The organism is Streptomyces sp. NPDC031132 (assembly GCF_055570595.1).
Genome location: NZ_JBVIGX010000069.1, coordinates 1 through 13,455 on the forward strand (window position 1 = coordinate 1; position 13,455 = coordinate 13,455).

Consider the following 13,455-nt stretch of genomic DNA (forward strand, 5'->3'; position numbering starts at 1 on the left):
ATAGGGGCATCAAACACCCCGCCCGCTACCAAGCCGCGATCACCCTCGCCAGCACCCTCATCTGGCTCGACCAGTGATCGACAAGACGCTACCTACTGCTGTGCCGCGTTAGTTCGTGGAGGGGTGCAGGTGAGCCTCCGTGCGTCCGCTACGTCGGCTGAACGTGACGGTGCCGACGCAGACATCGTCCGCGCGGCCTGGATCTGCGAGCTGCGTGTCCAGGTCGTAGACACGATAAGGTCCGCTCGATAGTTCGAAGCCTTCCGGTCTGCCGGAAGGCTTCTCGCGTTCTCGAGGAGGATCAGATGGCAGACTTTATTGTCCGCAGAGCGGGCGCCGGGGACCGCGACGTCCTGGAACGACTCTGGCCGCTTTTCCTGCACGACCTGTCGGAGTTCTGGGGCGTCCTGCCGAACCCGGACGGAACATACCGCCGCGAGTGGCTAGAGTCGGCGATCGGCGATCCCACCTGGTCGGCTTATCTCGTATGGTCTGGTGACCGGCCGGTCGGCTTTGCGTTCGTACACGCGCTGGACAGCGATGCGCGTGTGCTGAACAGCTTCTTCGTGGTGCGTGGGGCACGCCGGTCCGGCCTCGGGTTGCGAGCGGTGCAGGCCGTCCTGGCCGCGCACCCTGGCCGATGGGAGATCGCTTTCCAGGAGGAGAACGCGGGCGCGGCACGCTTCTGGCGTCACGTCGCTTCCGAAGTCGCGGGCGAGGCCTGGACCGAGGAGCGGCGACCGGTGCCTGGGAAGCCAGAGCTGCCGGGGAACACATGGGTTGCCTTCGATGCGCGGTAGCCCTCCTTTGCGTTAGTTCGTGAAGGGGTGTTGGTCAGGCCGGCTGGTCACGGAGATAGAGGTAGCAGGCACAGTCCATGCAGTCTTCGGGTGAGCCGAAGGGCAGTCCGGTGGGCAGGAGGTTGTCCTCGTACTTGCCTCGGCTGGCGAGGTAGAGGGCGAAGCCCCAGGTGTGCAGGGCGCCGGTGAAGCGCAGGCGGCATAGCGGCAGCGGTTCCTCCTCGCCCGGCAGTTGCCCTGCCACGTAGGCGAATCCGGAGCGGAAGCGCACCTGGACGCGGGCGAGCTGGGGCCAGCGTTCCTTGGCGCGGACGTTCAGACGGTGGCGCAGGTGATCCTGCATGGACTCGGGCGGATTCTTCGGCACGGGTCCATCCTGCTGGGTCGCCCCCGCATACGCCATGATCATCACTTTGGTCGGGGCGGGCGAGGGTGTGGCCGGGATGGTTGAGGCGGTCGTGGTGGAGTTGGACGAGAGAGTGCGCGAGCGTCTGATCCGTACAGCGGTCTCCCTGAAAGCGCAGGTGCGGGCGGTGCTCCGGGCGCGGATCGTGCTGGCGGCGGCTGAGGGCCTTAGCAATGGGGCCATCGCGCGGGACCTGGCGGTCAGCGTGAACACGGTCCGTAAGTGGCGCGGACGGTTCGCCGCTCTGGGCCAGGACGGGCTGAAGGACGCGGCCCGCTCAGGCCGGCCCAAAGCCTACGGGCCCCAGGTGGCGGTGGCGATCGTGGCCGCCGCCACCAGTGCGCCCCCGCACCCGGAAGCGACCTGGTCGCACCGCACGATCGCCGCCCAGGTCGCCGGCACGGTCTTCGCCACCATCTCTGCCTCCCAAGTCGGCCGGATCTTGGCAGACTTGGACCTCAAGCCGCACCGGGTCCGCGGCTGGCTCACCCGCCGGGACACCCCCGACTTCTGGGACCGTGTCGCGGACGTGTGCGACCTATACCGCGACCCACCTGAAGGGGCGGTGGTGCTGTCCATCGACGAGAAGACCGCGATCGCCGCCCGCGCCAGGCGCCACCCCGGTCGTCCCGCCGGGCCGGGCGAGCCCGCTCGCGAGGAGTTCGAGTACCGCCGCCACGGCACCGCCTCGCTGGTCGCCGCCCTGGATGTGCGCACCGGCGAGATCCTCACCGAGATCATTGCCCGCAACGACGCAGCGACGTTCACTGCCTTCCTCGACCAGCTCGACACGGCCATCGCCCCAGACCAGGACATCCATGTCGTGCTGGACAATGGCTCCTCCCACACCGCCAAACACACCAAGGCGTGGCTCGCCGACCACCCGCGCTGGCACGCACTGGACCCCGCCGCACGCCTCCTGGCTCAACCAGATCGAGCTGTTCTTCTCCGTCCTGACCCGCCGCGTGCTGCGACACGGTGACTTCTCCAGCCGCGATGACCTCATCGACAAGCTGGAGAGTTACGTCATCGGCCGCAACGAGACCGCGAAGCCGTACAGGTGGACCTATAACGGCAGCCCACTCAAGACCGCCTGATCAGACCCAACACCCCTCCACGAACTTGCGCGGGGCAGCACTAGGGCCTGTCCGGGCGATCTCCGTAACGGGGTCGACGGGCCTGGCCACCTCAATCCGGGACATCGAGCAGAGCCCGACGCCAGGCAGCGGCGTTGTCAGTCCCCGCCGCTATCGTTCGCGCGTTCACGATCATCAGGGAGGGGTGGCTCGATGGGTGCCAGCGGATGGGACTACGTCACCAGGTACGACGGCGATGTAGAGGCGGCCTTGGCGACACTGCAGGCCAGAGTGTTCCACGAGGAGTACGGCAGTGATGCCCGATACCGAAGCCTGGAGGACCTCTACGAGGACGAGGAGTTCATGGGGGTCGAGGGCACCCATACGATCCTCGATATCGACAGGGTTGTTGCCACGGATGACCCGCCGACGAGGTCCGGTATCGCTGACTACGGCACCCTGCGTCCTCTGGCTCTCAGCCGCGTGATGCACCACTTCGGCACAAACCGACCGTCGGTCGAGCAGTATGAGGAACTTGCCGCTGCTGCCAATGAGGCTGCGAGCCATGAGGAGCACGAGCAAAGCCTGCTCGGTGAGTGTCAGATGCGGTGGACCGGTTACTACATCGTCCTCTACCCCGGCGACAGGCCGACTCACCTGGGAATCTTCGGATTCTCAGGAGACTAGGACTGATCCGACAGAGCATGCGACTGACTCTTGCTGCTGATCGTTCTTATCGACATGGGGCGGGGCGATCCGACGGATGCCGAGTGGGAACGACTGAGGCCGTTCCTGCCGGTCAGCAATGGGCGTTGCGGCAGGTGGCGGGATCACCGGCAGGTGATCGACGGGATTCTGCACCGGGTGCGCACCGGAGTTCAGTGGCGTGACCTGCCCGAACGGTTCGGTCCGTGGAAGACGGTCTACGAACGCCACCGCCTGTGGTCGGCCGACGGCACCTGGGAACGGCTGCTCCAGCAGGTGCAGGCCGCGGCCGACGCGGCCGGTGAGATCGACTGGGACATCTCTGTCGACTCCACCATCGCGCGGGCACATCAGCACGCGGCTGGCGCCCGCACCGAACCGCCGCCGGCCCCCGCCTCAAAAGGGGACGCAGCGGCAGAACACCAGCACGAGACGTCGTGGTGGGGTCTCGCCGCCCGCCTGGTTTTGGGCCTGGGTGCGGCTGCGGGGCGCGGCACCGTCTGGTGCGCCACCGCCCGGCGGGTCGGCGGCCCGGCCTGGTCCTCGCCGGATGCCTTACCGGCCGCAGTCGTGGAAGGGTCGGTCCGCTGTGCCGGTGGGGTGGCGGTCTCGGGCAGGGAGGACAGGGGTAGCGCCGCTTCGGCGCCGGGCCGGGGTGCGCCCGAGTGCTGGGGTCTGCGGACGCTGCGGCGTCGGTGCCTGCGGGCGGGACCCGGGCGGGGTGGACGGTGAGGCACCCGGAGGCCGTGAGCAGGGAGCAGAGCAGGGGCAGGAGCAGGGGCCAGCGGCGCATGCCGCCACCGTGCCGCACTGAGGCCCGGAGCCGGCCCAGACGGCTCTGCTAGGCCCCTCGGATGGATGACGGACCGGGGGGGGGGGTCTGCTTGCCGGACGTAACCCGCCAGAATTGGAGATCGTTGGCTGGGGCATGAACAACACCAAGCGGGTACTTGCTGCTGTTGCCCTCGCGGGGGGCCGCCCTGTCGTTCACGGGAACTTCGAATGCCGACCAGGGCGACGGCCCCGGCACCATCGGAAGCGTCGTACGGGACGAGTCGTTCAATTTCAACTCGCAGACTTTCGGTGACTCGGTGAACAACGGGATCGGAAACGTGATCAACGCAGTCGCCGGCCTCGAAGGGACAGGCCAGCTCACCTAGAGGTGGTTCTCCTCGGGCCCGGCTCACCCCCGCCCCGGTGCAGGGTGTTGCCACTGTGCCGGGGCGGAGCTGCGTCCATACCCGGAAGGCCCCGCGGGCCCTTCGGACGGATTACGTGGTGGCCGTCCGTTCCGCCGGACCGTGCGCGACGGGTGGGGCGACTCTGGAAGGGGGCGACTGCGAGGGAGGCTCTGGGGATGGTGCTGAGTCCGCCGGTGGAGCCGATGCTGGCGCAGGCCGCCGAGGTGATCCCGCCGGTGCGTCCACTCACCTCTGGGGTGGCGTATGAGCAGAAGTTCGACGGGTACCGGGCGCTGGTGTTCACCCCGGCCACACCAGGTGGGCGGGTGCTGGTCCAGACCCGCCGCGGTGCCCTGGTCCAGGGCGCATTCCCCGATCTCGTCGCGGCCGCCGAGGCGCAGCTCCCTGACGGCCTGGTCCTGGACGGCGAACTGCTCGTGTGGGACGCCGAGGCCGGCGCCCTGTCGTTCGAAGGGTTGCAGCGCCGGGCCGCCGCCCGCGCCCGCAGCGCACCCGCGCTGACCGCGAAGCTGCTGGCCTTCTTCGTCGCGTTCGACGTCTTGCAGATCGACGGCCGGCAGCTGCTCGACCTGCCCTACGTCGAGCGCCGCACCCGCCTGGAGGCCCTGTTCGCCGACCACGGCCTGACGTCCCCGTGGACGCTGTGCCCGATGACCACGGATGCGGCCAAGGCCCGCGAGTGGCTGGAGTCCTGGACGGATGTGTCCGGCGTCGAGGGCATCGTGGTCAAGCCTCTGACCAGCCGATATGAGCCCGGTCGCAGGGGTGCGTGGACCAAGGTCAGACGCCGGGACACCACCGAAGCGATCATCGGCGCCATCACCGGCACCCTCACCCGCCCGCAGCTCCTGGTGCTCGGCCGCTACGACCACACCGGCCGGCTCCGCGCGGTCGGCCGCACCGTCCCGCTGCGCACGGATGCGGCCCGCCTGGTCGCGGAGCACCTGACGGCCGCCGAGCCGGGGCATCCCTGGGAGGGCGTCACGTTCGCCGTGACGTGGGGGTCCCGTGACGTCCTGGACGTGCGCCTGGTCCGCCCAGAGTTGGTCGCGGAGGTCAGCGCCGACGCCGCCGTGGACCGGGGCGGAGTCTGGCGCCACCCGCTCCGCTTCCGGCGGCTGCGCATGGACGTGGGCCTTGGGGACGTTCCCCGGTTCGGGGAGGGGCCAGCCGCCGCAGCCGGCTGACCTGATTTTTGGTGCGGTCCGCAGGGGGTTGCGGGGCTAAGGGGGCGGTGGGTGTACCGCGTGCGCGAGGACGACCCATATGCGCTCTGACCTGCGGGTTTGTCGGGACTTGCGGGGCTAGCCCCTGTCTCCCGCACTGTGCGGATCACACCTTCGCCGGGGTGTGATCCGCGTATCCCGTAATCCGCAGTAGGTCAGCGCGCGGCATCGGACGCGGTGCATCGCAGAAAGAGGGGTCGTCCTCATACTGGGCGTATTCGGGCGTTCCGACGCCGTGGACCCCTATGCCCGGCCTGGGCTCTACCCGTCGAAACGTGGGGAACTATTCGTACACGGGGATGAGACGCGTGCCGTAGTCGATCACCGTGCCGTGGTTCTTGGCCTGCTGTCGTTCTGCCGGTGTGACGCACAGGGTGTCGCCTTTGAACTTCTCACGCCAGACGTAGCCGGGCTTGCACGTGCTCGGCCCGTAGGCTCCGCCACCGGGCTGCCGGTGGGGATTCTGGTCGTGGACCTTCTGTCGTGCCGCCGGTGTGACGCACAGGGTGTCGCCATCAAAACTGTCACGCCAGACGTAGCCGGGCTTGCACGTGTCCGGCCCGTAGGCTCCGCCACCGGGCTGCCGGTGGGGGTTACTGCCGTCGGACGGGAGACTCTGGACAGAGGTCTGGGTCTGGGGCGAGATCGCCGCAGTGGCCGGTAGCGCGATGCCTCCGGTGATGAAAGCGGCTGAGGCGAAGACCATCATGGAGCGCGAGATCCGGCGCTTTGACTGAGCGGCGGTCGGGCTGGGGCGGTCATACGACATGAGTGCTCCTTGCGGATAGAGGCCGCCGGAAATCGGCCGGGCAAGCTGCGCCCGAGCGACCGGCGGCTGGTTGATACGGGGCCGGAAGGCCGCCGTCCTGGCTGGTCTCGCTGTTTTTGCGGCGTGACCACATTTCAAGTAGGCGCGTTGGTGGTAGCCACCGTCATGCCCCTGAAGAACGTGTCTTGACGGGAGAGGACGTTCCCCGGTTCGGAGGGGGGCTGGCTTTGTACGCGAGATCGGGCTCTGGCTCAACTTCTGTGGTGCGGCGCGGTTGCCTGGCACGGCCCAGCCTGCGAGCGGGGGAATCGGCAGCTCAGCGCGTAGCGCAGAGTCGAGCGCATGGGCACCGGACCCGGCACCACAGAAGTTGAGCCAGAGCCGGTTCTCGTGAACAGAGCCAGGCGGAACCTATATCGCGCACCCGATGCGTACCACTTCAACCCGTCGGCCACTCGGCGTGCACCGTGCACAGGACGCGATGTCCACTGAGTGGAGACCATCCAGTGGATTCCACTCGATGGAATCCGCCCAGTGGAAGCAGCCGAGTGGAGCTCACCGGCGCGGCTGTCCGGTGGCGCGGTCACCGCTGCAGGGCCACCACGCAGTCCTCCGCCGCACGGGCCCGTTCCACGTACTCATCGCGGCTGGACGACCTTCACGGCGCCGACGACGTCCGTTGATGGTCATGAGGTAGAGGACGCTGACCTCGTCCAGGGCGAAGGAGCCGGAACAGGGCCTGGTGTCGTCGGCCACCGCGGTCACAGGGAAGACGACCAGTTCCGCGGTGGCCGGTAGCAGCCCCGGTGGATGCTTGGCCTCCGGTGCGAGCCGCGCTGCCGTAGCGCCGTCTCCGGCTTCCACGGCCAGGATGTAGTCGAAGCCCAGCTGAACCAGGTGCGAAGGCAGGAAGGGAACGACGGGGGACGGGCAGCTCCTGACGTACGGTCGCCGTGCAAATCACCGCGACGGTCCGACAGCTTCAGGCTGGCGGCCTGTGGACGGCCGGAGATGTCTCCTCCCGCAATCTCTTACTTCCTCAGGGAGTCGACTTCACAGAGATCACCCCCTGTCACGCTCCACCAGTGAGGTCACAGCTTCCTCATGGCGAATCGGAGCCCTGGCCGGTGTGCTGCTGCCCAACCGCTCCAGGACAGTGGGCAGCGGGCCCCATACGACGCAGCGGCGCCCCGCGAACGCCGGCGCGATCCGCGCGCTGCCGTCCGCCAGCGGCAGGGCCTCGTCGGGGGCGCCCTGGGTGCGGGCTCTGGCAAGCCGGATCGGCGCATCCAGGGTCCGGCGGCCCCGCTCGTCCGCCGCGTGGACGCGGGCGGCCAACGGCGGCCGCTTCGTGACTGGTAAGGAGTGTCTGCGTCGAGGAACCATGCAAAGCGGGATAATCCAGGGGCTAGCAGAACCCGCCCCAGGGACCGGGGTGCGACGAGCGGAGGCGTGCATGGCCTGCCCGAACGCTGATACCCCGGTGACACTGCTACCCCAGGCGGAAGCAGAAAAGGCAGTGATTTGCCTGGTCAACGAGTTTCGTGTGGCGCAAGGTCGCGCTGCTCTGACGCCTAATCTGCGATTGCGGGCTGCCGCGCAGTGGCATGCCCAGGAGGCTGCGCGGATTAGATGGTGGAAGGGCGGAGGCCCGAAGATCCACATCAATGAGGAGACGAAGTCGACTCCAGCGAGCCGCATTCGAGCTGTGGGCTACTGCCCATGGGCAGCAGAGCCGCCTGTCAATGAGAACGGGTACCACGCCTTCGTCTTCGGACAGAACCCGCCGCTGGAAGGCCTCACGCCCCGGCGAGCCTTCGAGTGGTGGCGGGACAGCACGCAAGGCCACCGCGAAACCATGCTCAACCCCGCTTACAGGGAAACGGGCATGGCAGTAGTCCTCGGTGTGGCGGAGAAGGGCGGCGACGCTGATCGGTCCGACGCGCGCGGCGCGATCTTTGTCCAGACGTTCGGAGGCTGCGAACTCGTGGAGCCCGCAGATGCGGGGCTGGGATGGACCTGGGGCGACAATGCCTACGGGCAGGTCGGGGATGACACACACAACATGCGGAACACTCCAGTCCGGCCCAAAGGCCTCGCTGGAGTGATCGCGATGGCCGGCGGAGGTCATCACAGTCTCGCGCTCAAGCACGACGGCAGCGTGTGGGCCTGGGGAAGGAACAATTACGGACAACTCGGCGACGGAACTGTCACGTACCGGTCCATGCGCGTCATGGTGACCGGAGCGAGCGGAGTGGTCGCTGTTGCCGCGGGTTTCTACCACAGTCTGGCGCTTAAGCACGACGGCAGTGTCTGGGCATGGGGGGACAACCAGCACGGGCGGCTCGGTGACGGCTCGACGACCGGGCGCACAACGCCGGTGATGGCAGCCGAAGTCGCTGGGGTGATCCGAATCGCCGCTGGAGCGAGTCACAGTCTCGCGCTCAAGCACGATGGCAGCGTGTGGGCGTGGGGCGACAATTGGGCTGGACAGCTCGGCGATGGCACCACGACCACTCGGCACAAGCGGGTGCTGGTGCACCAACTGAATGACGTGGTCAGCGTCGCTGGTGGCGCCAGCCACAGTTTGGCACTGAAGCGTGATGGAACGGTGTGGGCATGGGGCCTCAACGCCGCTGGACAATTGGGAAATGGCACGACGACACCGTCACCAGGACCCTCCGTGCCCGGCATGGTCGTGTTTCAGAAAGCGGGAGAGGCGAAGGCCATTGCCGCAGGCATGGATCACAGTCTGGCTCTCATGAGCGATGGAACGGTGTGGGCATGGGGTGTCAATATCGCCGGGGAACTCGGCGACGGCACGACGACTGAACGCCACACCCCGGTCATGGTCCACATCGACGGGGTTGTGGCCATCGCCGCTGCCGGCAATGGCCAGAGTCTCGCCCTCAGGAATGACGGGACTGTTTGGGGTTGGGGTAGCAACAACTGGGGACAGCTCGGAGACGGGACCAACACCGACCGGCCCCTTCCGGTCAAGGTGCAGCACCTCACGAAGATCGTTTCCATCGCCGCTGGCTATGAGCACAGCCTCGTCTTGTGAGCCTGGCTCGGGTGTTCGACGCAAGCCGCGTCACCACCGCCTGCACGGCCTGCGGGGTGAGTCCGGCGCTGGCCTGCCCCGAGGCAGCACCCGCGCGTACGCCCCCGCGCCGTGCATGGCGGTGCCTCGTGTCGGCGGTCAGCTCACTGAATCTGAGCAGAGTGCGGTTGTTTGAGCACTGTGCAGTTCACCGTGGGTGGTTGTCCAGCAGGCCGCAGCCGGTGTCCTGGTGGGCGGTGTTCGGTTTGGGCTGGTCAGGCTGGTGAGGGGTGGCTCGCGGGGACAGTCTGGTGCGGTGCAAGTGGTCTCACCGGGGTGAGTTGAGCTGGACAGCGGGACGCGGTGTCGCAGCAGAGTACGGGTGCGTCGGCCGTCTGATCGCGGAATTCCCTGCTCGGGGTCTGGTTGTGCAGGTTCGTTGGGTACTGCGCAGTTTCACTGGTCCTTGACAGGTCTGAGGGTCCTGATCCAGATCGCGTGATGGCATCCGTCCTGTGTTAATCCAGGTTGCATTTTGAATCACCTGCTTTCTGGGCTTGGGGTGGGTTGTGACATCGATTGAACGGACCGGGTTGCGGTTCAAGCGGCTGATCACCGTGCACGAGTTCTCTGGGCCTTGGGGGTCGAAGGGCTCAGGTCCATGTCCTCCGCCGGCGAGGGCGCCGGTGTATAACGTCAGAGGCATGGCTGGCGCCTTCGCCCCCGAACATCCAGACCTGCGGGGGCGAGTACGACCGGTGGAAGTTTTAAGGAAGTCACTTCGCGGTCAACGTGCGGCCCTTCCGTAGCTGAGGCGGCGTGTCGGCGGTGTGGGCGTGGTGCCTGCGCGTGCCGCCTTACGGGTTACGAGTGGCATCACCCGGATGCGGAGCCTGGCGGTCCTCGTGGAGAGCGGGCCCATGCGGTTCGATGTGTCTCATGAGGAACTGTCCTCCGCTTCGTCTTGGGCGACACGCTTTGGATCCACCTCGGCCCGGCATCGCCTGGAGCCGGCGGCCAGGAGGTTTCGTATGAACGTGCAGCGCTTTCCTCGGCCTCAACGTCCGGGTAGGTCCTGCCGTCCGGCATTTCGGAGGGCTGTCATGGCCGGCCTCACCGCGGCGGCAGTGCTCACGCTGGGGCTCCCCGCGGTGGCTGCGGGCCCGGTGAAGGGCAGCTGCTTCGGCCGCGCGGCGACTATCACCGGTTCGGGGACGATCAGTGGGACACCGGGGGATGACGTCATCGTCGGCTCGACGGGTGCCGACAGGATCGACGGCATGGGCGGCAACGACCGTATCTGCGGGCTGGCCGGAGAGGACCGTCTGCTCGGTGGGCTCGGCGACGACCGTCTCGACGGCGGGCCGGGCAACGACATCATCCGCGGAGACTTGAGGGCTGACAGCGGCAACGTTGTGGGTGGCGGCAATGATCGTTTGTTCGGGGGTGACGACGATGACAACCTCGTGGGTGACTCGAGCACGGACGGGGGTGATGCCGCGGGCGGAGGGAAGGACGAGGTCTTCGGAGGTAACGGCAACGATGGCCTGTACGGCGACAGCGTCAGCTTCGCCGGGGGCGACGCCAGCGGCGGCGGCAATGACCGGCTGGAAGGTGGCGCTGGGGACGACCACCTCACCGGTGATTCGCTGGCCATCGAGGGATCCGCTACGGGCGCCGGTGACGACGTCCTCCTTGGTGGCCCCGGATCGGAGTTCCTCGTCGGAGACAGCGAGGCCGTCCGTGACGCAAAGGGCAGCGGTGGGGACGACCTGACCGACCTGGGTCCTGACGGCGGGTTCGCCGCAATCGGAGATCACAACATCATCGACCCCGCAGGGGGGAGCGCCACCGGCGCAGGCAACGACCGGGTCGTCGGCGGCAGTGTGGACGAAGTCCTTATCGGTGACAGCGCCGTCGTGGACGCCACGGTGACGACCGCCGGCCGCGACCTGATCGAGGGCGGCAGGGGCAACGACACGCTCTTTGGGGACAACACCAACTTCGACGCCACTGAGACCGTCGGGACCGCGGGCGGGAAGGACCGGCTCAAGGGCGGTAACGGGGACGACACGCTCCGGGCGGGCCCCGGCGACGACCGCCTCGACGGCGGGCCGCAGACCGACGACTGCGACGGCGAAGCAGGCGACGGTGACAGCGCGGTGCGCTGCGAGACGGTCAACGGCATCCCGTAGAGCGGAGTATCGGCCACCCGTCAGCCCGAGAAGAGTACAGGGCCCCCGTCTCAAGGCGGGTCCTGCCCCATCCCGACCACGGCTGCCGCACGGCTGTTCGTCCGGCTCTGCCCTTCACACCACGTGGTCGGGGGTCTCCTGGAGACACCCGGCGAGGTGCTGTGGCCGTGGACATGAACACGTGAGGGGGCGGGCTGGTGCCCGGTAATGGGCCCCGGCCCCAGACCGGGTGCCAGTAGGGCCGCCCCTTTCCCGGCCCTTCGGGCCGGCAGCGGGAGCGCTTTCGCGGGGCAGCACCTCCGGAGCGAAGCGCAGAAGGCAGGGCCCGAGGGGCAAGCTCTACCCTCAGCTACCGTGCACGGCTACCAGCTGCCCGCGGGGCGGGTTGGTCCTGGAGGCGCAGTCGGAAGGATCGTCGGGTGGGGGAGCGGACCCGCCCGAATGGGCTGTACGCCTGCACCCCGTGAGACGGGGTCACCTCGCTTGCTGCGCACGGGAGGTGACAGCCCGCCAAGCGGGCCTGTTCCGGGGGAGAGTAGTGAACCCCCGGACACGTTCTCCGCTAGATCTGACCAGCGGCTGAACATCAACTCAGACGTGTCACAGCAACGGGTCGCCATCGATCAGTCGGGGTCGCCGGGAGTGCCATCGGGCGTCGTCTGCCTGGCCGTGCAGGGGCACGGTAGCAAGTTGGAAGCGGGCATCCAGCGCATCGAGCTGCGCTTGCCGGGCGGCCCGAATCCTGTCAGTGAACACAGGCCATGCCTCCGCCAGCCATCGGCGGCAACGTAGCCTGTCCGCGTACTCCCAGATGAGTTCGGCGTCGAATCCCTCTTCGGTGTCCTCCACCAACGCCTCCCACGCCTCGATCATGGCGTTAAGCGTCACCATCCCATACCGCGTCGCCAAACCTCGGCTTGCCCGGTGCACCGACTCGTAGTCATCTTCGCTGAGCGCCTCCATGGCCACAGCCTGACAGTCCCCGTAGAGCAGGCTTTCCCGTCCGGCCGCTCGCGGAGGGTTGGGTCCTGGAGGCGAAGCCGTAGGGACCCGGGGTGGGAGCGAAGCAGACACCCAACGGGCCGGATGCCTGGACTCTGTGAAATGGGGTCAGTTCCGGGGGAGCGGAGCGGACCTGGAGCAGGTCCGCAGCGAAGCGCAGGACCACCCGGCCCGAAGGCCGGCTATGGCCTGGAGTGATGATCTGTATTTGTTTGTCAGTGGTTTTTTGGCGTTGAAGTGTCAGTGGTGCTTCGGGGCATTGTTCCTGGTCAGTGGTGGGTGAGCTGAGGTTTCGTCAATGTCAGCGGGTGACGATTCCGGGCTGACACCTTTAACGTTTTGACTGGTCGTTTTGGTTGGGGATCGGTATCACACTTTGCGTTGATGCTGGTCAGGGCGGTCACGCGAGCTCGTGGCATCTCCCGCGGTCCAACCTCTACCGCAGTCACTCTGCTGGCGTGCCCGGGGTCTGGCAGGCTCGTTGAAGAGGGCATGAACAAGACCAAGCGCACCCTCGTGGCGGCCGCCCTGGCCGTCACTGTCATCGTCTTCTCGGGAGCGGCCCAGGCGATGGCCGACGATGGCCCTGTTGTGCCCAAGCGCAAGGGCCTCATCAACTCTCTCGGCATCGCGGGTAACGCCAACTCCAACGAGGACAGCAGCGATAACCACAACGTCTCGGCTGGAAACAACCAGCAGTTCTCGGGCGACGGCCACAGCAACACCGCGACAGCGACCTTTCCTGGGCAGTTCGTTGACGAGAGCATCCACTGACATCAGCCCGGCCCCTTTCTCGCCGGCCAGGGGTGGGAGCGAAGCGGACGCCCTGAACGGGCCGAAGGCCCGGACCCCGTGAAACGGGGTCACCTCCCGCGCTGCGCGCGGGAGGTTTCGGGCCTGCGAAGCAGGCCCCGTTCGGGTGGAGCGCAGCGGAACCCGAACCGTCCGGTCCGAAGCGCCGGACTCCGGTCCGAAGGACCGGTTCGGCGAAGCCGAACCCTGTCGAGCAAAGCGAGGCGGTACCCCGGAGC

The 13,455-nt window shown here is 67.6% G+C and carries 12 protein-coding genes and 1 pseudogene; 10 read left to right on the top strand and 3 right to left on the bottom strand.

Translation table 11 applies throughout. From position 1 onward, the window contains the following. Positions 1-305 precede the first annotated feature (305 nt). Positions 306-800, top strand: coding sequence for a GNAT family N-acetyltransferase (locus ACZ49B_RS38450; RefSeq protein ID WP_468315796.1), 495 nt, complete (start codon positions 306-308; stop codon positions 798-800). A gap of 34 nt (positions 801-834) precedes the next feature. Here the strand turns inward: ACZ49B_RS38450 and ACZ49B_RS38455 are convergent, their stop codons facing one another. Then, the gene (locus tag ACZ49B_RS38455; protein ID WP_468315799.1) at positions 835-1,167 is read right to left on the bottom strand and encodes a hypothetical protein; all 333 of its coding nucleotides are present in this window, start codon (positions 1,165-1,167) and stop codon (positions 835-837) included. A 34-nt stretch (positions 1,168-1,201) separates the two neighbouring features. On the opposite strand from ACZ49B_RS38455, the gene ACZ49B_RS38460 reads away from it, so the two are divergent. The 6 genes and pseudogenes from ACZ49B_RS38460 to ACZ49B_RS38485 all read left to right on the top strand — a co-directional run bounded on the left by ACZ49B_RS38460 (position 1,202) and on the right by ACZ49B_RS38485 (position 5,376). Further along, a complete protein-coding gene (locus ACZ49B_RS38460) occupies positions 1,202-2,188 on the top strand; it encodes an IS630 family transposase (protein WP_468315802.1) in 987 nt (328 codons plus the stop codon). Beyond that, entirely contained in the window at positions 2,172-2,303 is a 132-nt protein-coding gene (locus tag ACZ49B_RS38465; RefSeq protein WP_468315805.1) for a hypothetical protein, read from the top strand. The genes ACZ49B_RS38460 and ACZ49B_RS38465 overlap by 17 nt, the downstream gene beginning before the upstream one ends. Before the next feature lie 192 nt (positions 2,304-2,495). Continuing rightward, a complete protein-coding gene (locus ACZ49B_RS38470; RefSeq protein WP_468315808.1) occupies positions 2,496-2,969 on the top strand; it encodes a hypothetical protein in 474 nt (157 codons plus the stop codon). Between the two features lie 54 nt (positions 2,970-3,023). After that, positions 3,024-3,371 (top strand): annotated as a pseudogene (locus ACZ49B_RS38475) (IS5 family transposase); the annotation flags it as partial. A gap of 566 nt (positions 3,372-3,937) precedes the next feature. Further along, on the top strand, positions 3,938-4,147 hold the full coding sequence (locus ACZ49B_RS38480) for a hypothetical protein (RefSeq protein WP_468315811.1): 210 nt from the start codon (positions 3,938-3,940) through the stop codon (positions 4,145-4,147). Positions 4,148-4,344: 197 nt separating this feature from the next. Next, entirely contained in the window at positions 4,345-5,376 is a 1,032-nt protein-coding gene (locus tag ACZ49B_RS38485; protein ID WP_468315814.1) for an ATP-dependent DNA ligase, read from the top strand. 322 nt (positions 5,377-5,698) lie between these two features. Here the strand turns inward: ACZ49B_RS38485 and ACZ49B_RS38490 are convergent, their stop codons facing one another. After that, positions 5,699-6,184: a hypothetical protein gene (locus ACZ49B_RS38490; RefSeq protein ID WP_468315817.1), complete on the bottom strand. Its 486-nt coding sequence runs from the start codon at positions 6,182-6,184 to the stop codon at positions 5,699-5,701. 1,456 nt (positions 6,185-7,640) lie between these two features. Here ACZ49B_RS38490 and ACZ49B_RS38495 point away from each other — a divergent pair. Beyond that, positions 7,641-9,248, top strand: a complete 1,608-nt coding sequence (locus ACZ49B_RS38495) for an RCC1 domain-containing protein (RefSeq protein ID WP_468315819.1) — start codon at positions 7,641-7,643, stop codon at positions 9,246-9,248. Positions 9,249-10,330: 1,082 nt separating this feature from the next. Further along, entirely contained in the window at positions 10,331-11,422 is a 1,092-nt protein-coding gene (locus tag ACZ49B_RS38500; protein ID WP_468315822.1) for a calcium-binding protein, read from the top strand. Between the two features lie 600 nt (positions 11,423-12,022). Here the strand turns inward: ACZ49B_RS38500 and ACZ49B_RS38505 are convergent. Continuing rightward, positions 12,023-12,385, bottom strand: a complete 363-nt coding sequence (locus ACZ49B_RS38505; protein ID WP_468315825.1) for a hypothetical protein — start codon at positions 12,383-12,385, stop codon at positions 12,023-12,025. A gap of 531 nt (positions 12,386-12,916) precedes the next feature. Here ACZ49B_RS38505 and ACZ49B_RS38510 point away from each other — a divergent pair. Continuing rightward, positions 12,917-13,198 (top strand): hypothetical protein, encoded by a 282-nt coding sequence (locus ACZ49B_RS38510; RefSeq protein ID WP_468315828.1) that lies wholly within the window; start codon positions 12,917-12,919, stop codon positions 13,196-13,198. Positions 13,199-13,455: the final 257 nt, after the last annotated feature.